We start from the raw sequence: 19,817 nt of genomic DNA on the forward strand, positions 1-19,817 counted from the left end.
AGCATGCGTTTGGAAGGTAAAGTGGCCATTGTCACCGGAGCTTCCCGCGGCATCGGCCGCGCCATTGCCGTAAATCTGGCTCAAAATGGTGCTTCAGTGGTAATTAACTACAGTGCCAGTGAGAATGCGGCCCTGGAAACACTAAAAGCGGTGGAAGAAGCGGGCAGCCGTGGTGTTGCCGTACAGGCCAATGTGGCCGAAATGGCCGACTGTGAGAAACTGGTAAAGGCGGCTCTTGATAATTTCGGTAAAATTGATATACTAGTTAATAATGCGGGCATAACCCGGGACAATATTGTGGCACGGATGAAACCCGCGGAGTGGCAAGATGTAATCGATACCAACCTGACCGGCGCTTTTAACTGTGTTAAAGCGGCAATGCGACCGCTTCTCAAACAAAAAAGCGGGGGCCGGATTATTAATGTGTCCTCTGTCATCGGCCTGGCCGGTGGTGTGGGACAGGCAAACTATGCTGCCGCCAAGGCAGGATTATTGGGAATGACCAAGTCATTGGCCCGGGAGTTGGCCGGCAGACAAATTACCGTTAATGCCATTGCACCCGGTTACATCGATACGGAAATGACCGCCGCTTTGGCCGACGGTGTAAGAGAAAGCATCACCGAGCAAATTCCGCTGGGCCGGGTGGGTACACCGGAGGATGTGGCCGAATTGGTATCGTTTTTGGCCTCCGGAAGTGCCGGTTATCTTACCGGCCAGGTTATCGCCGTAGACGGCGGCCTGGTAATGCAGTAAGAAAAATAAATTTTATTTGACATTACTCCGATTTTTTCTTAGTATCATACCATGGGAGGAGGTGAAGGCAGTGGATGTTTTCGCCAAGGTGAAAGGACTTATCAGTGAACAATTAGGCGTAGATGAAGGCGAAATTGCCAAAGAAACTTCTTTTGAAGATCTGGATGCGGATTCTTTGGATATCGTTGAATTGGTTATGTCTCTGGAAGAAGAATTTAATCTGGAAATCTCCGATGAGGAAGTTGAAAACATTAAGACAGTGGGTGATGTGGTACGTTACATAGAGGCCCATGTCTAAGCAATTAACAAAAAAGCCCTGCACTGCGCAGGGCTTCTTTCGAGGGGTCTCGATTTAGTAAATGAGGTGAGAGAATGAAGCGACGTGTGGTCGTAACCGGCCTGGGCGCAGTCACTCCGGTGGGAATCGGTAAGGAGAAATTCTGGGAGAACCTTTGTTCCGGAAAATCAGGAATTTCCCGGGTATCCCACTTTAATGTGGATGATTACCCGACGCAGGTTGGTGCCGAGGTCAGTGACTTTGCTCCCCACGACTTTATTGATAAAAAGGAAGCACGCCGTATGGACCGCTTTGGTCAGTTTGCGGTGGCTGCCGCCCGGATGGCCATTGATGATGCCAAGTTAGATGTAGAAGCCATTGATAAGGAACGGGCCGGAGTTTCTGTGGGCTCAGGAATTGGCGGTATTATTACCATTGAAGAACAGATAGACGTCTTAAAGGAAAAGGGTCCGCGCCGCATCAGCCCGTTTTTTGTTCCCATGTTGATTGCCAATATGGCTTCGGGCTATATTTCCATTGAGTTTGGCTTGAAAGGCCCCAATACAACACTTGTAACCGCTTGTGCCACCGGAACCCATTCCATTGGCGAAGCGTTAAAGACTATTCAGCTGGGAGCAGCAGATGTAATGTTGGCGGGAGGAAGTGAGGCGGCATTTTCGCCCATTGCTTTTGCCGGTTTTTGTGCCATGCGTGCCATGTCTACCCGCAATGATGAGCCACAGCGGGCGTCACGTCCCTTTGATCTGGAGCGCGACGGCTTTGTCATGGGTGAAGGATCCGGCGTTGTTGTCCTGGAATCACTGGAACATGCCCAGGCCAGAGGCGCAAAGATTTATGCTGAAGTTGCCGGATATGGACTTTCCGGAGATGCCTATCACATCACAGCACCCGATCCGGACGGATCCGGTGCGCGCCGCTGTATGTCCACTGCTTTGCAGGATGCAGAGCTTGCTCCGGAAACCTTGGACTACATTAATGCTCACGGTACGTCCACCGGCTTAAATGATAAGACGGAGTCTGCTGCCATCAAGATGGTCTTTGGGGATCATGCTCATAAACTGGCGGTTAGCTCCACCAAGTCTATGACCGGTCATCTGCTGGGAGCAGCCGGCGGTGTGGAGGCCATTGTCTGTGCACTGTCCATTGAGCGGGGCATTATTCCCCCCACTGTGAATTATGAAAATCCTGACCCGGACTGTGATCTGGATTATACGCCAAATAAGGCTGCACAGCGGCAGGTATCGGTGGCCATGTCCAACTCCTTTGGATTTGGCGGCACCAATGCTTCCCTGATCTTAAAAAAATTCGTGGAATAATTTCGGTGGTGCCAAATGGGCAAAAAGGACTTAAACTATCTCTTTAAACAGTTAAATATTGAACCGAAAAATCGGGAGATTTATATCCAGGCCCTGACTCATTCTTCCTATGCGCACGAGCATAACCTGGGCAGTCATGCCCACAATGAACGGCTGGAGTTTTTAGGCGATGCCGTACTGGAGTTGGTCATCTCGGAAGCGCTTTTTAAGCGCTTTCCCCTTTTACCCGAAGGGAAGCTGACCCGCTTCCGTGCCGGCATGGTTTGCGAAGACTCGCTTTTTAAAATTGCCAACAGCCTGGAACTGGGAAAGTATCTGCGTCTAGGCAAAGGGGAAGCTGCCAGCGGAGGTCGGCAGCGGCCATCGTTGTTAGCCGATGCCTTTGAGGCAATGTTGGGAGCAATGTATCTTGATCAGGGTTTTTATGTGGTGCAGGAAACGGTAACCGGTATTTTTGCGCCGCTTTTTGAGGATATGGCTAAAGGCTCTATGCGTCACGATTACAAGACGCTGATGCAGGAATATACCCAGGCTTCGCTGGCCACCACTCCTGAATACCGCATTGTGGCGGAGCAGGGTCCGGATCACTCCAAGGTGTTTGTGGCCCAGCTTCTTTTGAACAGGGAAGTTTACGGTGAAGGAAGCGGTCGCTCCAAAAAGGAAGCGGAGCAGGAAGCGGCCCGGGTAGCTTACCAACAGCTGAGAGCAGAGAAATAATTTGTCCGCCCGGCAGGAATTTATTTGCGCAGTAACGAATAACATTAGTGGAAACGACATCCAGTTATGCACCATACGCAGCGAATGATGAACTTTGGAAAGGGGCAATCTTCGCATGGAAGTCATTAAGGTTTCTGCGCAATCCAAGCCTAAATCTGTGGCCGGTGCACTGGCTGCGGTACTGCGCGAGTCAGGCGGAGCTGAGGTTCAGGCTGTGGGAGCGGGTGCGGTTAACCAAGCCGTAAAAGCCATAGCCATCTGCAGGGGGTATGTGGCTCCCAACGGTATTGATTTGATTTGTATTCCGGCTTTTGTGGAAATTATCATTGACTCGGAAGAGCGCACAGCCATTAAGTTTATTGTTGAATCTCGCTAACGGTTATTGCGATAAAAAATACCTGCTTGCGTCCAAGCAGGTATTTTTGCATGAATATACCCGACTGTCGAGTCATAGGGGGGCATTGCATTGTTTGTCAAACGCTTGGAGATGCATGGATTTAAATCATTTGGCGATAAAACCATATTTGATCTTACACCGGGGATAACGGTGGTGGTTGGCCCCAACGGCTGCGGTAAAAGTAACATCACCGATGCGGTCCGCTGGGTGCTGGGGGAGCAGAGTGCACGCCATTTGCGCGGAACCCGCATGGATGACATTATCTTTGGCGGCACCGCCAACCGTAAGCCCCTTAGCTTTGCGGAAGTATCCATTACACTGGATCACAGCGACGGCGCACTGGGTTTGGATTATCAGGAAGTCACCGTTACACGGCGTCTGTATCGTACCGGGGAAAGCGAATACCTTTTGAACAAACGCCCCTGCCGCCTAAAAGATATCCTGGAGTTGTTTATGGATACAGGCATTGGCAAGGAGGCTTATTCCTTTATCGGACAGGGCCGCGTAGACGAAATATTAAACGCCCGGCCCGAGGAGCGCCGCCAGATTTTCGAAGAAGCGGCGGGTATCTTAAAATATAAAACACGCAAACGGGAAGCGCAGCGGCGTCTGGCAGAAACCGCTGAAAACCTGCTGCGGGTAGGCGACATTATTCATGAACTCTCCGGACAGCTTGAGCCCCTTTCAGAGCAGGCAGACACGGCACAAAAATACCTGCAGCTGCGGGACAAGCTAAAAAACCGGGAGATAGATGTGCTGGTTCATGATGCAGAGCAGCTGCGAACACGCTGGTATGAAGTGGATGAAAAGGCGCGGGCGGCGGCAGATGAGCTCTTGGAAAAACAAACCGCCACGGGCCGCGGTGAGAATGAATTGGCAACTAAACAGCTAGCCCTGGATGAGGAGCAGGCTGCTGTTAGTGCTATGCAGAAGGAAGCACAGCGACTTGGCTCTGAACTGGAGAAAATTCAGGGTAAAAGTGCCGTTACCCAGGAGAAAATCCATGGAGTGGAGCGGCAGTTGGCAGACGGCGCGGCATACCTAAATGACTTAGATGACCAAAAAGAAATCCTGGCTCAGCATGGTGTTCGCATTGAAAAAGAGATGGCAGCGGTAAATGAAACGCTGAAGCAGGCCAAAGAGGAACTAATTAATGCCCAGAAGGCCCTAACAGATATGGAAACCTCCCCGGAGGCAGTACGTTCCCATGCCGGCCAGCAGGAACTGGAAAAGCTATTGCCTATGGTGCGGCAGCTGCAGACCGAGCATGACCGCCTGGAGCTGGAGTTGGAGCAACTTCAGGAGACCCGGCAGAACTTATATGTTCAACAGGAAGAAAAAGCGTCTCAGACCGCAGCTTTAAACCATCAGGGACAAGCCTTGTTAGCCCAAAAGGATGAGCTGCTGGCGCAAAAAGAGCAGCTGCAGAAACAGGGCGAGGCACTTCAAAAGCAGCGGGAAGAGTTAACTCACCGGAGCATGGAGCTTTCCAACCGGCAAAAGGAGCAGGAAAAAGAGCTGGCGGATAAAAAACACCGGTTGCGCCTGCTAACGGAGTTGGAAGAAGCCATGGCCGGCTTTCATCAAGGCGTTAAATCGGTTTTGGCGGCCCAGAAAAAACAACGGGCCTTTCCCGGTATTCAGGGAACGGTGGCAGATATTTTACAGGTACCCCCTACATATGTGGCCGCAGTGGAAGCTGCTCTGGGTACTGCTTTGCAAAACCTGGTGGCAGAAAATGACGGCGTGGCCAAGGAAGCCATCGCCTTTCTGAAAAAAACCAAAGGCGGACGGGCAACGTTTTTGCCCCTGAATACTCTTAGCGTGCAGCCGCGGCGCAATCCTCCCGTGGGGCTGGCCGACCAGCCCGGCTATATTGGCGTTGCCGCCGATCTGGTGCAAACAGAAGAGCGGTTCACCGATGTGGCGGAGTCTCTTCTGGCCCGGGTCCATGTGGTGGAAAATCTGGAAGCGGCGGTGCCGGTGGCCCGCATGCTGCGTTTTCGTGAACGGGTGGTAACCGTCGAGGGTGATGTTATTTTACCCGGAGGCGCCATGTCCGGCGGCTTTGATAAAAAGCAACAAAGCGGCGTATTGACTCGCCGTAAACAAACAGCAGCCCTGAAAACGGAAATTGCAGCGATAAATAAAGGGCTGCAGCAGACCGAAAGCCAACAAGCGGAAGTGGAAAACAGTCTGCAGGCCTGCGCCAATGATATTTTGGCCCATGAAGAAAAGCTGAAAAATCTGGATTTATCACTGGGACTAAAAGAAAACGAAATCGCCCTCTTGGCACAGCAGACCGATGCCGTCCTCCAGGCAGAAAAAGGCTTGTCTGACGAACTGGATGCACTGGAGCAAAAACGCCGGGAACGTAGCGCTGCCCTGACGGCTGCTTTGGAAAAGCTGGGTGAGTGCCAGGAGCAGGAGCGAGCGCTGCGGGTGGAATTGGCGCAGCTATCCGGGCTTCTGTCGGCCCGGGAGGAAGAAAAACGAAGTTTACGTGAGCAGTATACGGAGTGCCGTGTGCGGGTTGCTTCTTTGCAGAAACAATACGAACATTTTCAGCAGGAGCTGGAGCGGCTGGCCGGTGAGCAGGAGCAACTGGAAAAACGCCGCCGGCAGAAAGAGGCAGAAATACGGGCACAAAAAACGCTGCGGCTGGAGATGGATTCCACCATCGAGGCCAGCAAAGAAGAAACCACAGCCTTAGAAAAAGAGCGCTCTGATCTTCTTAAAGTACTGGTAAACAGGGAAGAAGACCTGAAGGCCAAAACCACAGCATTTAGGGAAGAAACGGAGCAGCTGCGGCAGATGGAAAAATCCCTTACCTCCCTGGAGCGCAAGCAAGCCCGCCTGGAAGTGGAAAAGGGCCGGGTGGAAGTGGAAATGCAATCGGCTCTGGACAGGCTGCGGGAAAGCTGGGAGTTGGAATTTGACCAGGCCCAGAAACTGGCAAACCCCTTAGACGACAAGAAGGCGGCACAGGCTGAGATCCGGCACCTCAAAGAGCAAATTACCGAGTTGGGCAATGTAAACCTGGGCGCCATTGATGAGCATAACCGGGTGGCAGAACGGGTGGAGTTTCTCACAGCACAGCAGGAGGATCTGCGCGAAGGGGAAAAAGACCTGCTAAGAATCATCAAGGAAATTGACAGCCGGATGGGGGAGAAATTTGCCCATTCCTTTGCCATCATCAATGAGCAGTTCAGTGTGGTATTTAAAGAGTTATTCGGCGGCGGGCGCGCCCATTTGCGTCTTACCGATCCCGACCATCCGCTGGAGGCTGGTGTGGAAATTGTAGCTCAACCGCCGGGGAAAAAGCTACAGCATATGTCTTTATTGTCCGGCGGAGAGAAGACCCTAACCGCAATAGCCCTTCTTTTTGCTTTCCTGAAGTTCAGGCCCACACCCTTCTGCATTCTAGATGAAATTGAGGCGGCCCTGGATGAAGCAAACCTGAACCGCTTTACTGATTTTCTGCGCACCTATAGTGAGCAGACCCAGTTTATTCTTATTTCCCACCGTAAACGGACCATGGAACAGGCCGATATCCTCTATGGGGTAACCATGGAGGAGTCGGGCGTATCAAAGCTGATTTCGGTACGCCTGCGGGATGCCGACAAGCAGGTCTCCGATGCTTCTGCCTGATATGGAAGTGGTTTTGGGAAATGATATTTGATAACATACTAAAAGACAGATCTTTCAAGTGAAAGGGATGAACACCATGGGAATATTTAGCCGCATCAAAGAAGGCCTGAAAAAAACACGCAGCGGCATTATGGGCCGGATGGAAGGCCTGTTTGCCCGCAGTTCTTTTGATGACGAATTTTATGAAGAGCTGGAAGAGGTATTAATCGGCGCCGATGTGGGTGTGGAAACCACAATGCAGATTACCGACAGCCTGCGCGAGAAAGTACGGGAAGAGAAGGCCCGTGAACCCCAACAGGTGATGGATATTTTAAAAGGCCTGCTATTGGATATACTGGGCCGGGATGTGGTTCCCCTTGAGCTCTCTGAGCAAAAACCAACGGTAATTTTGGTACTGGGCGTAAACGGCGTGGGCAAAACCACCACCATTGGCAAACTGGCTCATCGCTACAAAAATGAAGGCAAAAAAGTGCTGCTGGCCGCCGGCGATACCTTTCGCGCCGCAGCCATAGAACAGTTGGAAATCTGGGCCGGTCGCGCCCAAAGCGATATTATCAAGCATCAGCAGGGCTCAGACCCTTCGGCGGTGCTCTTTGACGGAGTAACTGCCGCCGTTTCCCGGGGAAGCGATGTGGTTCTCTGTGATACGGCAGGGCGTCTGCATAACAAAGCCAACCTGATGGAAGAGCTGAAAAAAGTCCGCCGCGTGGTGGAGAAAGCTTTGCCCGGTGCACCCCATGAAGTGCTTTTGGTCTTAGATGCCACCACCGGCCAGAACGCCCTGGCTCAGGCCAAAGTTTTTAATGAAGCAGCCCCCATTACCGGAGTGGCTCTCACCAAACTGGACGGCACCGCCAAAGGCGGCATCGTCATTGCCATCGCCAACGAACTTAAAGTGCCGGTAAAAATGGTGGGTGTCGGCGAAGGCGTAGAAGACCTGCAACCCTTCGACCCAATAGAATACGTGGACGGCCTCTTCACCGAGAGCCACACTGGGGGTCAGGTTTAATCTTATTAATCATTTGTGTATAGAGGGACAGGGAAACCTTTCCCGGGAAGGGATTGGTGAGCAGAAGGGCAGAGAATAGGTGTGATGAGACAAAAACACCTGTCCCCTTTGTCTCATTTTGTGGACAAATAAACCTGTCCCTCTGTCCACGGCTTGCTTTTGCGGTTTGTTTAATGTAAAATATAGGCTGTAAAGCAAAAATGCTTTACAGCCTTTTTAGGATGTGGTACAATGCTTGAGGATACTACAAGAATAAATATGCTGTATGATTTTTACGGCAATCTGCTGACCGATAAGCAGCGGGAGTGCCTGGAATTATATTATCAGGATGATTTAAGCTTGGCTGAGATTGCCGACAACAGCGGTATCTCCCGTCAGGGTGTGCATGATTTGATAAAGCGGGCCGTGAAAACGCTGGAGAAAGCGGAAGAAAAGCTGGCCCTGGTGAAACGGTTTATGGATCAGGAGAAGGAACTGCGGCGGCTGCGGGGCATTCTCGCCGGAGATATCGGGCCCGGTGAACGCCGGGAGGCGCTGGCAATTGTAGAGCGGTTGCTGGACTAAGCGCGCTGGAGGAATTAATATGGTTTTTGAAAATCTTTCAACCAAATTGCAGGATACGTTAAAGCGCCTGCGTGGTAAGGGGAAACTGACGGAAAAAGATGTGGATGTGGCCTTAAGGGAAGTGCGCCTGGCACTTCTGGAGGCAGACGTCAACTTTAAAGTGGTCAAAGATTTTGTTAAGACCGTAAAAGAACGCTGCCTGGGTGCGGAGGTTTTGGAAAGCCTGACGCCGGGGCAGCAGGTTATCAAAATCGTCAACGATGAACTGACCAAACTGATGGGTGAATCGGTGGCCAAGCTAAACCAGTCATCTGCCCCGCCCACAGTAATTATGATGGTTGGTCTGCAGGGTTCAGGTAAAACCACTTCTGCCGCTAAGCTGTCCAACTTGCTTAAGAAAAAGCAGCATTCCCCGCTTTTGGTGGCGGCAGACATCTATCGTCCGGCGGCCATTAAACAGCTGCAGGTCCTGGGGGAGCAGCTGGAGGTGCCGGTCTACCAGATGGGCCAGCAGGATCCGGTACAGACGGCTAAAGCCGCTTTGGAGCAGGCTAAACGGAACCGTAACGACTATGTGATTATTGATACCGCAGGCCGCTTGCATATTGATGAAGAGCTGATGGCAGAGCTGACCCGCATTGAAAAAGCGGTAAACCCTGATGAAATCCTGTTGGTGGTGGATGCCATGACCGGTCAGGATGCCGTCAATGTAGCCCAGTCTTTTAAAGAAAAGTTAGGGCTCTCTGGTGTGGTACTTACCAAACTGGATGGTGATACCCGCGGCGGTGCGGCCCTGTCGGTGCGGGCTGTGACAGGCTGCCCGGTGAAGTTTGCCGGTCTGGGTGAAAAAACCGATGCATTTGAACCCTTTTATCCGGAACGGATGGCCTCAAGGATTCTGGGCATGGGGGATGTGCTGACTTTAATTGAGAAAGCGCAGTCCACCTTTGACGAACAAAAGGCCAAAGAAATGGAAAAAAAGTTGCGCACCCAGCAGTTTACCCTGGATGATTTTCTTGACCAGCTGCAGCAGATTAAGCAGATGGGGCCCATCAATCAAATCCTGGAAATGATGCCGGGGATGGGCGGCATGGGCAAGAAGCTAAAAGGTATGTCGGTGGACGATAAAGAGTTTGTAAAAGTTGAAGCCATTATCCATTCCATGACTAAAAAGGAACGGCAGGACCCCGGCATTATTAACAGCAACCGGCGCCGGCGCATAGCCATGGGCAGCGGAACCAAGGTGCAGGATGTAAACAACCTGCTGAAACAGTTTGCCATGATGCAGAAGATGATGAAGCAGTTTGGCAAAATGGATAAGGGTAAAATGAAGGGCAAGGGAAAAGGTAAATTCCCCTTTATGTAAATATATAGCTCTTAACCTGAACAAGGAGGTGAAAGTATATGGCAGTAAGAATTCGGCTGAAGCGTGTTGGCGCTAAAAAGCGTCCGTTCTACCGGATCGTAGTTGCAGATTCCCGTTCTCCCCGTGATGGGGCTTTTATCGATGAAATCGGCTTCTACAATCCCACCACTGAACCCACCACGCTGAAGATTGACGATGAAAAGGCACAGGATTGGTTGCAGAAAGGTGCCCAACCTTCTGACACGGTAAAAGCGTTGCTTACCAAAGCAGGTATTGCTAAATAGCAGAACATTGGACGGTGATGGAAAATGAAGGATTTGGTAGAATTCATCGCCAAGGCCTTGGTGGATCAGCCGGATGAAGTCCGCGTGGAACAGCTGGAAGACAGCCGCACCATAACATTGGAGCTGCGTGTAGCTCCTGATGATATGGGTAAGGTTATCGGTAAGCAGGGCCGGATTGCCAAAGCTATCCGGACTGTGGTTAACGCAGCTTCCGTCAATGAGAAAAAACGGGTCATGGTGGAAATCGTCCAGTAGGCGGTGATTTTTTGGAGCAGTCGGTTGCCATAGGTAAAGTTGTTACAACCCACGGTGTTAAGGGCGGCATGAAAGTGCAGCCCCTCTCAGATAATCCGGAGCGGATTAAGGAGCTCATCCGCGTTTTTGTGGAAAAAGACGGACATTCCGCTGCCAGAGATGTGGTGGAAGCTTTTGTCCACGGGCGGGCCTGGGTAATTCGCCTGGAAGGCATAGATTCCTGCGACGCTGCCCGGGAATTGGTGGGAGCAATGCTCACCATTCCAATTTCGGAGCGTCTGCCGTTGCCTGAGAATTCCTACTACCTGGACCAGATTATCGGTCTTGATGTGTATACTGTGGACGGCACATATCTGGGCAGCATAATAAATGTGCTGGAAACCGGCAGCAATGATGTGTATGTGGTGGAAAACAAAGCTGACGGCCGTCAGGTATTAATCCCGGCATTAAAGGCTGTGGTGAAAAGCATTGACCTGGATACCGGGCGCATGGAAGTGGATCCGCCTGAAGGTCTCCTGTGAGGTGATTGCGATGCGAATCGATATTATCACCATTTTTCCCGGCATGTTCGCTTCTTTGCAGGAAAGCATTATCCGGCGGGCGGTGGAGGCAGGGCATGTACAGATTGAGATTACCGATCTTCGCGCCTATGCCAACAACAAACACCGCAGCGTTGACGACTACCCGTACGGCGGCGGCCCGGGCATGGTTATGCAACCGGAGCCTTTCTTTCTGGCAGTGGAACACCTGCAAAAGCAGGATGAACGCCAGGGTCCGGTGATTCTGTTAACGCCCGGTGGCGAGACCTTTACGCAAAAAAAGGCCAGGGAGTTGGCCTCCCGGGAGAGGATTACTCTTCTTTGCGGCCACTATGAAGGTATTGATGAGCGGGTAAGGGAGACACTGGTGGATGAGGAGATTTCCCTGGGAGACTTTGTGCTCACAGGCGGGGAAATTCCGGCCATGGCCATAACCGATGCGGTGGTTCGTTTGCTTCCCGGAGTGCTCCCGGAAGAATCGGTAACCGACGAGTCGTTTACCGACGGTCTTTTAGAGTATCCACAATATACCCGGCCTGCGGAATTTCGCGGCCTGAAGGTGCCGGAAGTACTTCTTTCCGGTAACCATGAGAAGATTCGCCTGTGGCGCAGACAACAATCTTTGTTGCGGACGCTGGCCTGTCGGCCCGACCTTCTGGCCCAAGCCAGATTGTCTCCTGAAGAGAAGCGTATGCTGGACAAAATGAGCACCGGCAACGACGAAGGCTCATAGTTGTAAATGGTATGTCTGTATGATATAATTTCTCTTGTTATAAGCATGTTTTGGAATGAAAGGAGGGGCAAGCATGGATATTATCAGTCAGCTCGAAGCAGAGCAAATGAAAAAAGATCTGCCTCAGATTTCCCCCGGGGATACAGTACGTGTACACGTTAAAGTTGTAGAAGGAACCCGCGAACGGACTCAGGTTTTTGAAGGCGTAGTCATTAAGCGTCAAGGCGCTGGATTACGCGAAACTTTTACGGTCCGGCGGATCAGTTATGGTGTGGGCGTGGAAAGAACTTTTCCTCTGCATTCACCAAAAATTGAAAAGCTGGAAGTGATGCGTCACGGTGTTGTCCGCCGTGCCAAGCTGTACTATTTACGGAAGCTTACCGGAAAGGCAGCCCGCATCAAGGAACGGCGCAGATAAAAAAAGTGGACTGTCAAGACAGTCCCTTTTTTTATACTGGCAGGAAATTATAACGCTTCCCAGTTTGTTAAACTAAGGTAACCAGTATTGAAAAGCGCGCCTTTCTTATATTAGAATATAATAAGTGATAATCTCGCCTGGTATATGCAGTGCGGCAGCAGAATACAGTATTAACAGCTTGCTTTGAAATAGTATAACAGCAAGCCTTTCTTGTTTACTTAATTGTGGAGGAAGGTCATTAGATAATGTTAGAGGCAGAAAAAAAAGAAGCATGGGAATGGATAAAATCAATTCTGGTGGCTGTGGTCCTGGCTCTGGTAATTCGTGCTTTTCTGGTGGAAGTGTTTTTGGTGCAGGGGGAATCAATGCTTCCAACGCTGGATGACCGGGAGCGGCTTATTGTCTCCAAGGTACAGTATTATTATCGTGAACCGGAAATCGGAGAAATCATTGTTTTTCAGGCTTCGGATCATCGTGATTTTATTAAGCGGGTCATCGGCGGACCCGGTGATGAAGTGCGCATAGATACCGATGGTGTCTACGTAAACGGTGAAAAGCTTGACGAGCCTTATGTATTGGAAGATGCGCGGCGGCCTTTCCAGACCGTTGTGGTGCCCGATGATGCACTTTTTGTTTTGGGAGATAACCGCAATAATAGTATGGACAGTCGCCATCCCAGTGTGGATTTTGTGTCCTTTGATTCACTTAAAGGCAAGGCCATGTTTGTTTTCTGGCCTTTGGACCGAATCCGGTTATTATCACATCCGTAACAGAACAGGAAGATGACAATGGATGTACAATGGTATCCCGGCCAAATGGCCAAAGCAAAACGACTTTTGCGTGAAAACCTGAAACTTGTGGATGCGGTTATCGAGGTTTTGGATGCCCGTATTCCCCACAGCAGCAAAAATCCTGATATTCGCGATTTGTTAGCCCGTCGGCCTGTGGTGGGTGTTTTAACGCGCCTGGACCTGGCAGATCCCTCCGCCACAGCAGAGTGGGTGAAGAAGCTGCACTCAGATTATTTTGCCGTTACTGCTGTAAACGCCAATTCCGGCGATGGAGTAAAAAAACTGCTACAGCTTTTAAAAGGCCTGCCGCAGCGGCGCAAGCACGGTCAACGCCCCATTCGCCTGATAGTGGTGGGTATCCCCAATGTGGGCAAATCTTCTCTGATTAACAGGCTCACCAAACGCAGTGCCGCCGCCACCGGGGACAAGCCCGGGATAACCAAGGGTAAGCAGTGGGTGCGCGTTAACGAAGGGTTGGAAATCCTGGATACACCCGGCATGCTCTGGCCAAAGATTACCAGCGAAAGGCAGGCGTTTGGCCTGGCTACCGCAGGAGCTGTAAAGGACGAAATCCTTGACCCGGTGCAGATGGGTGTGGAACTGGTGGGTTTTATGCAGAATGAATATGCCCAGCGCTTTGCCGAGCGGTACAAGCTGGAACAGGCCGAAGGGGATCCACGCCATATTTTAAATGAGATAGGCCGACGCCGGGGATGTCTTGTTAAAGGTGGCGAAGTAGATCTGGAAGCCGCCGCCCGGCTGGTGGTAAAGGATTTTCGGGAAGGGCGCCTGGGGCGCATTACCCTGGAAAAGGCAGGGGAATCATATGACGAAGACGAAGTTCTCCCGGATGACCATCGGTGAGATTAACAAATACCTGGCAGAAGCGGCGCCTTCTGCCGAAGAATTAGAATTGCTGTCCTCCGACGGCCGGGCCGGTGCTCGTTCTCTGGCGCAGCGCATGCTAAACAAGCTGGAAAAAGAGCGACAGGAGCGAAAACGTCTCTTAAATATGCTGAAATTGGAGAGGGCGGCCCGGGAAAAGGGTTTTACATATATAGCCGGTGTGGATGAAGCAGGGCGTGGCCCTCTTGCCGGACCGGTGGTGGCCGGAGCCGTAATTTTACCCGATAATTTTTTCCTTGCCGGTTTAAATGACTCCAAAAAGCTTACCCCGCAAAAGCGGGAAGAGCTCTATGAAGCTATTACCAGCGAAGCAGTGGCCTGGTCTGTGGGAATAGGCGAGGTGTGGGAGATTGACGATATTAATATCCTGCAGGCCAGTAAACTGGCCATGTATCGAGCTCTGCTCACCCTTTCCGTTAAGCCTGATTATGCGCTCTTAGATGCTCTGGAGCTGGAAGAGCTGCCCTTTGCCCAACAGGGAGTAGTGGGTGGAGACGGCCTGTCGTTATCCATAGCGGCAGCGTCAGTGGTTGCCAAAGTAACCCGGGATCGTTTAATGTGTGAGCAGGAAAAAATGTATCCCGGCTACGGGTTCTCTTTACACAAAGGATATCCCACCGCTGAACACCGCAGTGCCATTGCTAAACTGGGCCCCTGTCCCATTCACCGCAAATCATTTTTGCTTTTGCCGGAGAACTCCTGATGAAGACTCTGGGGCAAAAGGGAGAGGAACTGGCGGTGGACCACCTGCGGCGTGCCGGTTATCTTATTCTGGCGCGTAACTGGCGCTGCGAGCGCGGCGAAATTGACATTGTGGCCAAAGCGGGTAACATACTGGTTTTTGTGGAAGTAAAAACCCGCCGCTCTAGTCGTCTGGGTACCCCTCAGGAAGCGGTGGACTTTCGCAAACAGGAAAAACTGCGCCATCTGGCTTACCGCTTTATCAATGCCACAGGCATCACCGCAGCAGAGTACCGCTTCGACGTTGCCGCCGTTAACGCCAAAAACAACACAGTCACCATAATCAAAAACGCCTTCTAAACGAGCCACAGGAACCTTTCTGCGGCTCGTTTTCTATTGGCCACTAAATGGCCGGTAAATTTACCATTTCTATGGATAAGGCCGGATTCGTGAGAATTACTAACCCTGCTAGTAATGGCAGAAAGGAGCGCTTTGTTGCGCGTATCTTTTCACAATAGGCCTTGTCCTGCTCCATTGTGAAAGTTTACATAACATGTTATTATAGTTCTCATGCGTTAATAAACCGAATCCCTCAGAGACCAGGGGGTACGGGCGGCGAAAAACACAAAGCGCCGCTTAGGAGGTAAAGGAGGAAAAACGTATGAAGAACAGAACAATGGTTACTCGTGTAACAGCAATAATGTTAATTTTGTTTTTCGTATTAGGTACAGTAGCCCAAGCCGTTAACGAGGTTAGTTTCGGCGAGAGAACTATCCGCATTACCATGCGGGGTGAAGATGTGGCAGAACTGCAGGAATTCTTAAATGAGCAGGGATATCGTGATGAAGATGCTCACGGAATCTTTGGACCTTTAACCTACGGCAGTTTGCAGCAGTTTCAGAAAGATCATGGCCTGAATCCGGACGGCATTGTGGGGCCCAAAACCCGTCGACTGATTCAAGAGATGATGGGAGAAACAGTGAGTGCAGCGGAAGCCACAGTTGAAGTAAGCACCACTTCCGCACCTGCCGACGAATTTAACTTCACCGCAGAAGAGATGGACCTTTTTGCCCGCATTGTACACGCGGAAGCCGAGGGTGAGTCTTTTGAAGGCCAGGTAGCGGTGGCAGCGGCCATTTTAAACCGAGTTCGCAGTGACCGTTACCCCAATACTTTGGCCGGTGTGGTTTATCAGGTCGAGGGTGGATACTATCAGTACAGCCCGGTGCTGGACGGACGTATTAATCGTCCCGCAGGTGAAAGTGCAAAAAGAGCTGCCCAGGAAGCGTTAGACGGCAATGACCCCAGCTGGGGTGCCACCGGTTTTTATAATCCGGCAAAAACCAGTAATCAGTGGGTACGGCAGCAGCCGGTCACCCGCACAATTGGTGGTCATGTATTCTTCAGATAAGAAGATAAAAAGCGGAAGCCAAACGGCTTCCGCTTTTGCATTTACGTGGGTATTGGGGGTAAAATAAGTTTAATTAGTTAATAGTTTAGTTAACTCTGCTGATAACTTCTCCATTGCGGGCAACTGTTTCTATTTCCAGGTCGTAAACGCCGTTTTCAAATGTCCATGTGCCGGTTGCTTCGATAAAGTCCCCAATTTGGGGCAGAGCACCGCTGTAAAGGACATTAACATCCATTTTAATAGCTTCCGACAACAAATTTTGCTGCTCCTGGCTAAGGGGAACCAGTATGGGGATGTTGCAACAGCCGCCTTCGTCCACCATAACAATAACGCCCTCTTCGGCGTAGAGAGCACCTACAGCACCGGAAATGGTCAGCTGGCCCAAATATTGTTGCGGGGCAGCAGTAACCGCAGAGACGTCCACTGCCTCGGCAGAATTAGAGCCACTTCCTCCGGTTAGTTGGGGGTAAACAAAGACGCCGATTAAAACAATGAGCACAAACAACAAGAGCAGGTTTTTTCTGTGCATAAGAGCCCTCCTTCACATAGTTATATTATACGGGGGGTGGGTTAATTCGTCCAGTGCCAAATTCATAGATTTTCTTAGTGTTTCTTGTCAAATTCTGATAGTTCAGGCTTTCTATAACAGCAGAGAGGAGAAAATATGGTGCAACAAAAGTATGTGGGGGTAATCGGAGCCGCTGAATGCGGAGTTGATGTGGTGGCGTTGGCAGAAGAAGTGGGTAACGTTGTGGCAAAAAGCGGTTCCGTTCTGGTGTGCGGCGGTCGCAGCGGGGTAATGGAAGCAGCGGCAAAAGGCGCCCGTGATGCGGGGGGGATAGCCATCGGCATCCTGCCGGGAGACGATCCCCGCAGCGGTAACAGCTACATTAATTTCGGCATTGCCACCGGCATGGGGGATGCCCGCAATGTAATCATCGCCCGGACCTGTGATGTGCTGGTGGCGGTAACCGGCAGCTACGGTACACTTTCAGAAATCGGACTGGCCATGAAAATGGGCAAACCGGTCATAGGCCTTAAAACATGGAGCTGCATCGACTATTGCGGCCAACCCGCCGCACTCCACGCAGCAGAAGATGTGGCGGATGTGGAGGAAATTTTAAATAAGCTCTTAAATAATAATGAGTGAGCGCCAATGCGCTCACTCATTGTTTAAGCGAGTATTTTTTTAACCATGGCCTGTACACGGTTCCCATCCGCCCGGCCTTTAACCTGCGGCATCAGCTTACCCATCACTTTACCCATTTCTTTCATGGAAGTGACATTTTGCTCCTCAATAACCTGTTTGACCAGAGATTCCAATTCCTCATCGCTTAACTGTTGCGGCAGATAAACTTCCAGAATGGCGATTTCGTCTTCGGCCTGCTTGACCAAATCATCGCGATTTCCTTTCTGGTATTCTTCAATGGCGTTTCTACGCTGTTTTACCTCACGCTGCACCACGGTTAGCACTTCTTCCTCAGATAATTCAGTGCGCTTTTCTATAGCCTCGTTTTTAATGGAGGAAACCAATAAACGTAGTGTACTTAAGCGGAACTTATCCCCTGACTTTAAGGCTTGCTTCATATCGTTTTGAATTTGAGCTAACATGTTTTCCCCTCCTGGTAAATATTACTCTCTTTTTTGTTTATTATATTGTCTGCTAAGGAGAAAAGCAAATATCCGAAAAAATTTAAACAAACAGTCACCGTAATGGCAAAGCTTCATATACTGAAATATAATCCGGTAAACCGGGGACAACGGCGTCCTTTAATACAGGCGCTTTTGTTCCCGGTTTATATTATTTTGGAGGGTGGAGGGATAACAATGTGCGGGATAGCAGGTTGGATTAATTACAGAGACGATTTAACGGATAAAGAGCACATAGTGGAGCGCATGCATCAGGTAATGGAGCCTCGCGGACCCGATGCCGACGGTTGCTACCTGTCCAGGCACGCTGCGTTGGGCCATCGCCGTTTGATTGTTGTGGACCCGGCAGGCGGCGCCCAGCCCATGATCAGGCAGAACAAAGGGGAAACATATGTCCTGGTCTACAACGGCGAGCTTTACAATACCGAAGAGATACGAGCACAGCTGGAAAGTATAGGCTACTCTTTTTCAGGTCATTCCGACACCGAAGTGCTGCTTTTGTCCTACATTGCCTGGGGGGCTCAATGCTTGCAGCGGTTAAACGGTATCTTTGCATTTGCCGTCTGGGAAGAGAAAGGGCAAAAGCTGTTTATGGCCCGTGACAGGCTGGGGGTCAAACCACTGTTTTTTACGGAAACAGACAGCTCATTTATCTTTGCCTCGGAGCTAAAAGGCCTTCTGCAGCACCCTGCCGTAACTCCCCGGCTGGATGCGGAAGGGTTGGCGGAAATATTAGTTATGGCGCCGTCCCGTACTCCGGGACACGGAGTATTCAAAGGAGTAAAGGAGTTAAAGCCCGGTCATTACCTGCAGCTGGATAAAAAAGGAGGCTGCCGACAGTTAAAGTATTGGTCTTTGGAGAGCATGCCGCACCAAGACGATTTAGACACCACAGTGGAGACTGTGCGATATCTGGTTCAGGATGCGGTAAAGCGGCAGTTGGTAGCCGATGTTCCGGTGGCCACCTTCCTTTCCGGAGGGTTGGATTCCAGTGCGCTCACCGCCATTGCGGCCAGTCATTTTGCTAAAAAGGGTATTGCTCCGCTTCATTCCTATTCTGTGGATTACGCCGACAATGATAAATATTTCCAAAGCAGCACGTTTCAGCCCAACGCTGATGCACCGTGGGTAGAGCTGGTATCTCAAAAAGTAGGTACCACTCATCACTATAATTTTCTACAGATTCCGCAGCTGGCCCATTCCCTCCATGAAGCTCTGCTGGCCCGTGATTTGCCGGGTATGGCCGATGTGGACTCGTCACTACTTATGTTTTGTCGCGAAGTAAAAAAGGATGTAACGGTGGTTTTGTCCGGAGAATGCGCCGATGAGGTGTTTGGCGGCTATCCCTGGTTCACACGACAGGAAGAATTGTTTGCCCCGTCGTTTCCCTGGATTCGCAATGTGGAAGAAAGGATGAAGCTGTTTTCTGCCGGCTTGGTTGCTGCTGTAAAACCTGCTGATTATGTCCGAGAGCGTTATAACGATGCTTTACGGGAAGTGCCGCGCCTGCCGGGGGAAAGTAAAACAGAAGCCCGGATGCGGGAGATGTTTTATTTGAATATTACCCGTTTTATGCCCACACTTTTGGACCGTAAAGACAGAATGAGCATGGCCGTAGGTCTGGAAGCCCGGGTACCATTCTGTGATCATCGGTTGGTGGAATATGTGTGGAATATCCCCTGGTCCATGAAACACTACAACAACATGGAAAAAGGGATTTTACGCCTGGCACTGGCAGGGATTGTTCCCGATGAAGTGCTAAATCGTAAGAAAAGTCCTTATCCCAAAACACATCACCCCCAATACCTGGAATTAGTGAGCCGGGGAGTGAAGCGTATCCTGGACGATTCCACGGCTCCCTTGCATCAACTGGTAAATGCTGAAGCGGTGCGAACGTTTATAAATTCTGAAGGTGCTGCCGCTAATTTTCCCTGGTTCGGCCAGTTGATGGGAGGGCCGCAGCTATTAGCGTATTTCATCCAGCTAAATTATTGGCTGAGGGAATACGGCGTGGAAATAGAAGTATAGCGGCAAAAAAAAAGAGGGCTAAACCTTGTAGGTCAGCCCTCTATGGGGGA

General features: G+C 50.7%; 23 protein-coding genes. 21 read left to right on the forward strand and 2 right to left on the reverse strand.

Annotation, left to right across the window (positions count from 1 at the left end):
• Nucleotides 1-3: 3 nt before the first annotated feature.
• From fabG to DEALDRAFT_RS09730, 19 genes are all read left to right on the forward strand, one after another.
• Entirely contained in the window at nucleotides 4-753 is a 750-nt protein-coding gene (gene fabG, locus DEALDRAFT_RS09640; protein WP_008517003.1) for a 3-oxoacyl-[acyl-carrier-protein] reductase, read from the forward strand.
• Nucleotides 754-823: 70 nt separating this feature from the next.
• A complete protein-coding gene (acpP, locus tag DEALDRAFT_RS09645) occupies nucleotides 824-1,051 on the forward strand; it encodes an acyl carrier protein (RefSeq protein ID WP_008517004.1) in 228 nt (75 codons plus the stop codon).
• Nucleotides 1,052-1,125: 74 nt separating this feature from the next.
• A complete protein-coding gene (gene fabF, locus DEALDRAFT_RS09650) occupies nucleotides 1,126-2,367 on the forward strand; it encodes a beta-ketoacyl-ACP synthase II (RefSeq protein WP_008517006.1) in 1,242 nt (413 codons plus the stop codon).
• Nucleotides 2,368-2,382: 15 nt separating this feature from the next.
• Nucleotides 2,383-3,084, forward strand: coding sequence for a ribonuclease III (gene rnc / locus DEALDRAFT_RS09655; protein ID WP_008517016.1), 702 nt, complete (start codon nucleotides 2,383-2,385; stop codon nucleotides 3,082-3,084).
• A gap of 115 nt (nucleotides 3,085-3,199) precedes the next feature.
• The gene (locus DEALDRAFT_RS09660; RefSeq protein ID WP_008517018.1) at nucleotides 3,200-3,460 is read left to right on the forward strand and encodes a stage V sporulation protein S; all 261 of its coding nucleotides are present in this window, start codon (nucleotides 3,200-3,202) and stop codon (nucleotides 3,458-3,460) included.
• 90 nt (nucleotides 3,461-3,550) lie between these two features.
• Nucleotides 3,551-7,132, forward strand: coding sequence for a chromosome segregation protein SMC (gene smc / locus DEALDRAFT_RS09665; RefSeq protein ID WP_008517020.1), 3,582 nt, complete (start codon nucleotides 3,551-3,553; stop codon nucleotides 7,130-7,132).
• Nucleotides 7,133-7,208: 76 nt separating this feature from the next.
• A complete protein-coding gene (gene ftsY, locus DEALDRAFT_RS09670; protein ID WP_008517022.1) occupies nucleotides 7,209-8,141 on the forward strand; it encodes a signal recognition particle-docking protein FtsY in 933 nt (310 codons plus the stop codon).
• A gap of 231 nt (nucleotides 8,142-8,372) precedes the next feature.
• Entirely contained in the window at nucleotides 8,373-8,705 is a 333-nt protein-coding gene (ylxM, locus tag DEALDRAFT_RS09675; RefSeq protein ID WP_008517023.1) for a YlxM family DNA-binding protein, read from the forward strand.
• Nucleotides 8,706-8,724: 19 nt separating this feature from the next.
• On the forward strand, nucleotides 8,725-10,071 hold the full coding sequence (gene ffh / locus DEALDRAFT_RS09680; RefSeq protein ID WP_008517024.1) for a signal recognition particle protein: 1,347 nt from the start codon (nucleotides 8,725-8,727) through the stop codon (nucleotides 10,069-10,071).
• 38 nt (nucleotides 10,072-10,109) lie between these two features.
• The gene (rpsP, locus tag DEALDRAFT_RS09685; RefSeq protein WP_008517025.1) at nucleotides 10,110-10,355 is read left to right on the forward strand and encodes a 30S ribosomal protein S16; all 246 of its coding nucleotides are present in this window, start codon (nucleotides 10,110-10,112) and stop codon (nucleotides 10,353-10,355) included.
• Nucleotides 10,356-10,379: 24 nt separating this feature from the next.
• On the forward strand, nucleotides 10,380-10,610 hold the full coding sequence (locus tag DEALDRAFT_RS09690; protein ID WP_008517026.1) for a KH domain-containing protein: 231 nt from the start codon (nucleotides 10,380-10,382) through the stop codon (nucleotides 10,608-10,610).
• Between the two features lie 11 nt (nucleotides 10,611-10,621).
• On the forward strand, nucleotides 10,622-11,131 hold the full coding sequence (rimM, locus tag DEALDRAFT_RS09695) for a ribosome maturation factor RimM (RefSeq protein WP_008517027.1): 510 nt from the start codon (nucleotides 10,622-10,624) through the stop codon (nucleotides 11,129-11,131).
• Between the two features lie 10 nt (nucleotides 11,132-11,141).
• Nucleotides 11,142-11,882 (forward strand): tRNA (guanosine(37)-N1)-methyltransferase TrmD, encoded by a 741-nt coding sequence (trmD, locus tag DEALDRAFT_RS09700; protein ID WP_008517028.1) that lies wholly within the window; start codon nucleotides 11,142-11,144, stop codon nucleotides 11,880-11,882.
• A 73-nt stretch (nucleotides 11,883-11,955) separates the two neighbouring features.
• Nucleotides 11,956-12,300 carry a 50S ribosomal protein L19 gene (gene rplS, locus DEALDRAFT_RS09705; RefSeq protein WP_008517029.1) on the forward strand — a complete coding sequence of 115 codons (345 nt, stop codon included), beginning with the start codon at nucleotides 11,956-11,958 and terminating at the stop codon, nucleotides 12,298-12,300.
• 245 nt (nucleotides 12,301-12,545) lie between these two features.
• The gene (lepB, locus tag DEALDRAFT_RS09710; protein WP_008517030.1) at nucleotides 12,546-13,070 is read left to right on the forward strand and encodes a signal peptidase I; all 525 of its coding nucleotides are present in this window, start codon (nucleotides 12,546-12,548) and stop codon (nucleotides 13,068-13,070) included.
• 18 nt (nucleotides 13,071-13,088) lie between these two features.
• Complete coding sequence (gene ylqF / locus DEALDRAFT_RS09715) at nucleotides 13,089-13,955, forward strand: ribosome biogenesis GTPase YlqF (protein ID WP_008517032.1); 867 nt, start codon at nucleotides 13,089-13,091, stop codon at nucleotides 13,953-13,955.
• Nucleotides 13,918-14,700: a ribonuclease HII gene (locus tag DEALDRAFT_RS09720; RefSeq protein WP_008517034.1), complete on the forward strand. Its 783-nt coding sequence runs from the start codon at nucleotides 13,918-13,920 to the stop codon at nucleotides 14,698-14,700. Before ylqF ends, DEALDRAFT_RS09720 begins: the two co-directional genes overlap by 38 nt.
• Nucleotides 14,700-15,038, forward strand: a complete 339-nt coding sequence (locus tag DEALDRAFT_RS09725) for a YraN family protein (RefSeq protein ID WP_008517036.1) — start codon at nucleotides 14,700-14,702, stop codon at nucleotides 15,036-15,038. The genes DEALDRAFT_RS09720 and DEALDRAFT_RS09725 overlap by 1 nt, the downstream gene beginning before the upstream one ends.
• 301 nt (nucleotides 15,039-15,339) lie before the next feature.
• On the forward strand, nucleotides 15,340-16,089 hold the full coding sequence (locus DEALDRAFT_RS09730; RefSeq protein WP_008517038.1) for a cell wall hydrolase: 750 nt from the start codon (nucleotides 15,340-15,342) through the stop codon (nucleotides 16,087-16,089).
• Nucleotides 16,090-16,174: 85 nt separating this feature from the next.
• On the opposite strand, the gene DEALDRAFT_RS09735 is transcribed toward DEALDRAFT_RS09730, so the two are convergent.
• Entirely contained in the window at nucleotides 16,175-16,618 is a 444-nt protein-coding gene (locus tag DEALDRAFT_RS09735; protein ID WP_008517039.1) for a hypothetical protein, read from the reverse strand.
• Nucleotides 16,619-16,753: 135 nt separating this feature from the next.
• On the opposite strand from DEALDRAFT_RS09735, the gene DEALDRAFT_RS09740 reads away from it, so the two are divergent.
• The gene (locus DEALDRAFT_RS09740) at nucleotides 16,754-17,239 is read left to right on the forward strand and encodes a TIGR00725 family protein (protein ID WP_008517041.1); all 486 of its coding nucleotides are present in this window, start codon (nucleotides 16,754-16,756) and stop codon (nucleotides 17,237-17,239) included.
• 23 nt (nucleotides 17,240-17,262) lie between these two features.
• Here the strand turns inward: DEALDRAFT_RS09740 and DEALDRAFT_RS09745 are convergent, their stop codons facing one another.
• The gene (locus DEALDRAFT_RS09745) at nucleotides 17,263-17,700 is read right to left on the reverse strand and encodes a GatB/YqeY domain-containing protein (protein WP_008517043.1); all 438 of its coding nucleotides are present in this window, start codon (nucleotides 17,698-17,700) and stop codon (nucleotides 17,263-17,265) included.
• 216 nt (nucleotides 17,701-17,916) lie between these two features.
• Here DEALDRAFT_RS09745 and asnB point away from each other — a divergent pair, with 216 nt between their 5' ends.
• A complete protein-coding gene (asnB, locus tag DEALDRAFT_RS09750; RefSeq protein ID WP_008517045.1) occupies nucleotides 17,917-19,767 on the forward strand; it encodes an asparagine synthase (glutamine-hydrolyzing) in 1,851 nt (616 codons plus the stop codon).
• Nucleotides 19,768-19,817: the final 50 nt, after the last annotated feature.

The organism is Dethiobacter alkaliphilus AHT 1 (assembly GCF_000174415.1).
GTDB classification, from domain to species: domain Bacteria; phylum Bacillota; class Dethiobacteria; order Dethiobacterales; family Dethiobacteraceae; genus Dethiobacter; species Dethiobacter alkaliphilus.

What these genes read in the sequence shown, in the direction of transcription:
- rpsP (WP_008517025.1), top strand. Translation starts at nt 10,110, where the DNA reads ATGGCAGTAAGAATTCGGCTGAAGCGTGTTGGCGCTAAAAAGCGTCCG.
- DEALDRAFT_RS09735 (WP_008517039.1), bottom strand. Translation starts at nt 16,618, where the DNA reads ATGCACAGAAAAAACCTGCTCTTGTTGTTTGTGCTCATTGTTTTAATC.
- rplS (WP_008517029.1), top strand. Translation starts at nt 11,956, where the DNA reads ATGGATATTATCAGTCAGCTCGAAGCAGAGCAAATGAAAAAAGATCTG.
- lepB (WP_008517030.1), top strand. Translation starts at nt 12,546, where the DNA reads ATGTTAGAGGCAGAAAAAAAAGAAGCATGGGAATGGATAAAATCAATT.
- DEALDRAFT_RS09660 (WP_008517018.1), top strand. Translation starts at nt 3,200, where the DNA reads ATGGAAGTCATTAAGGTTTCTGCGCAATCCAAGCCTAAATCTGTGGCC.
- DEALDRAFT_RS09745 (WP_008517043.1), bottom strand. Translation starts at nt 17,700, where the DNA reads ATGTTAGCTCAAATTCAAAACGATATGAAGCAAGCCTTAAAGTCAGGG.
- ylqF (WP_008517032.1), top strand. Translation starts at nt 13,089, where the DNA reads ATGGATGTACAATGGTATCCCGGCCAAATGGCCAAAGCAAAACGACTT.
- fabF (WP_008517006.1), top strand. Translation starts at nt 1,126, where the DNA reads ATGAAGCGACGTGTGGTCGTAACCGGCCTGGGCGCAGTCACTCCGGTG.
- asnB (WP_008517045.1), top strand. Translation starts at nt 17,917, where the DNA reads ATGTGCGGGATAGCAGGTTGGATTAATTACAGAGACGATTTAACGGAT.
- rnc (WP_008517016.1), top strand. Translation starts at nt 2,383, where the DNA reads ATGGGCAAAAAGGACTTAAACTATCTCTTTAAACAGTTAAATATTGAA.
- ftsY (WP_008517022.1), top strand. Translation starts at nt 7,209, where the DNA reads ATGGGAATATTTAGCCGCATCAAAGAAGGCCTGAAAAAAACACGCAGC.
- DEALDRAFT_RS09740 (WP_008517041.1), top strand. Translation starts at nt 16,754, where the DNA reads ATGGTGCAACAAAAGTATGTGGGGGTAATCGGAGCCGCTGAATGCGGA.
- ffh (WP_008517024.1), top strand. Translation starts at nt 8,725, where the DNA reads ATGGTTTTTGAAAATCTTTCAACCAAATTGCAGGATACGTTAAAGCGC.
- DEALDRAFT_RS09725 (WP_008517036.1), top strand. Translation starts at nt 14,700, where the DNA reads ATGAAGACTCTGGGGCAAAAGGGAGAGGAACTGGCGGTGGACCACCTG.
- fabG (WP_008517003.1), top strand. Translation starts at nt 4, where the DNA reads ATGCGTTTGGAAGGTAAAGTGGCCATTGTCACCGGAGCTTCCCGCGGC.
- trmD (WP_008517028.1), top strand. Translation starts at nt 11,142, where the DNA reads ATGCGAATCGATATTATCACCATTTTTCCCGGCATGTTCGCTTCTTTG.
- DEALDRAFT_RS09720 (WP_008517034.1), top strand. Translation starts at nt 13,918, where the DNA reads ATGACGAAGACGAAGTTCTCCCGGATGACCATCGGTGAGATTAACAAA.
- ylxM (WP_008517023.1), top strand. Translation starts at nt 8,373, where the DNA reads ATGCTTGAGGATACTACAAGAATAAATATGCTGTATGATTTTTACGGC.
- DEALDRAFT_RS09730 (WP_008517038.1), top strand. Translation starts at nt 15,340, where the DNA reads ATGAAGAACAGAACAATGGTTACTCGTGTAACAGCAATAATGTTAATT.
- DEALDRAFT_RS09690 (WP_008517026.1), top strand. Translation starts at nt 10,380, where the DNA reads ATGAAGGATTTGGTAGAATTCATCGCCAAGGCCTTGGTGGATCAGCCG.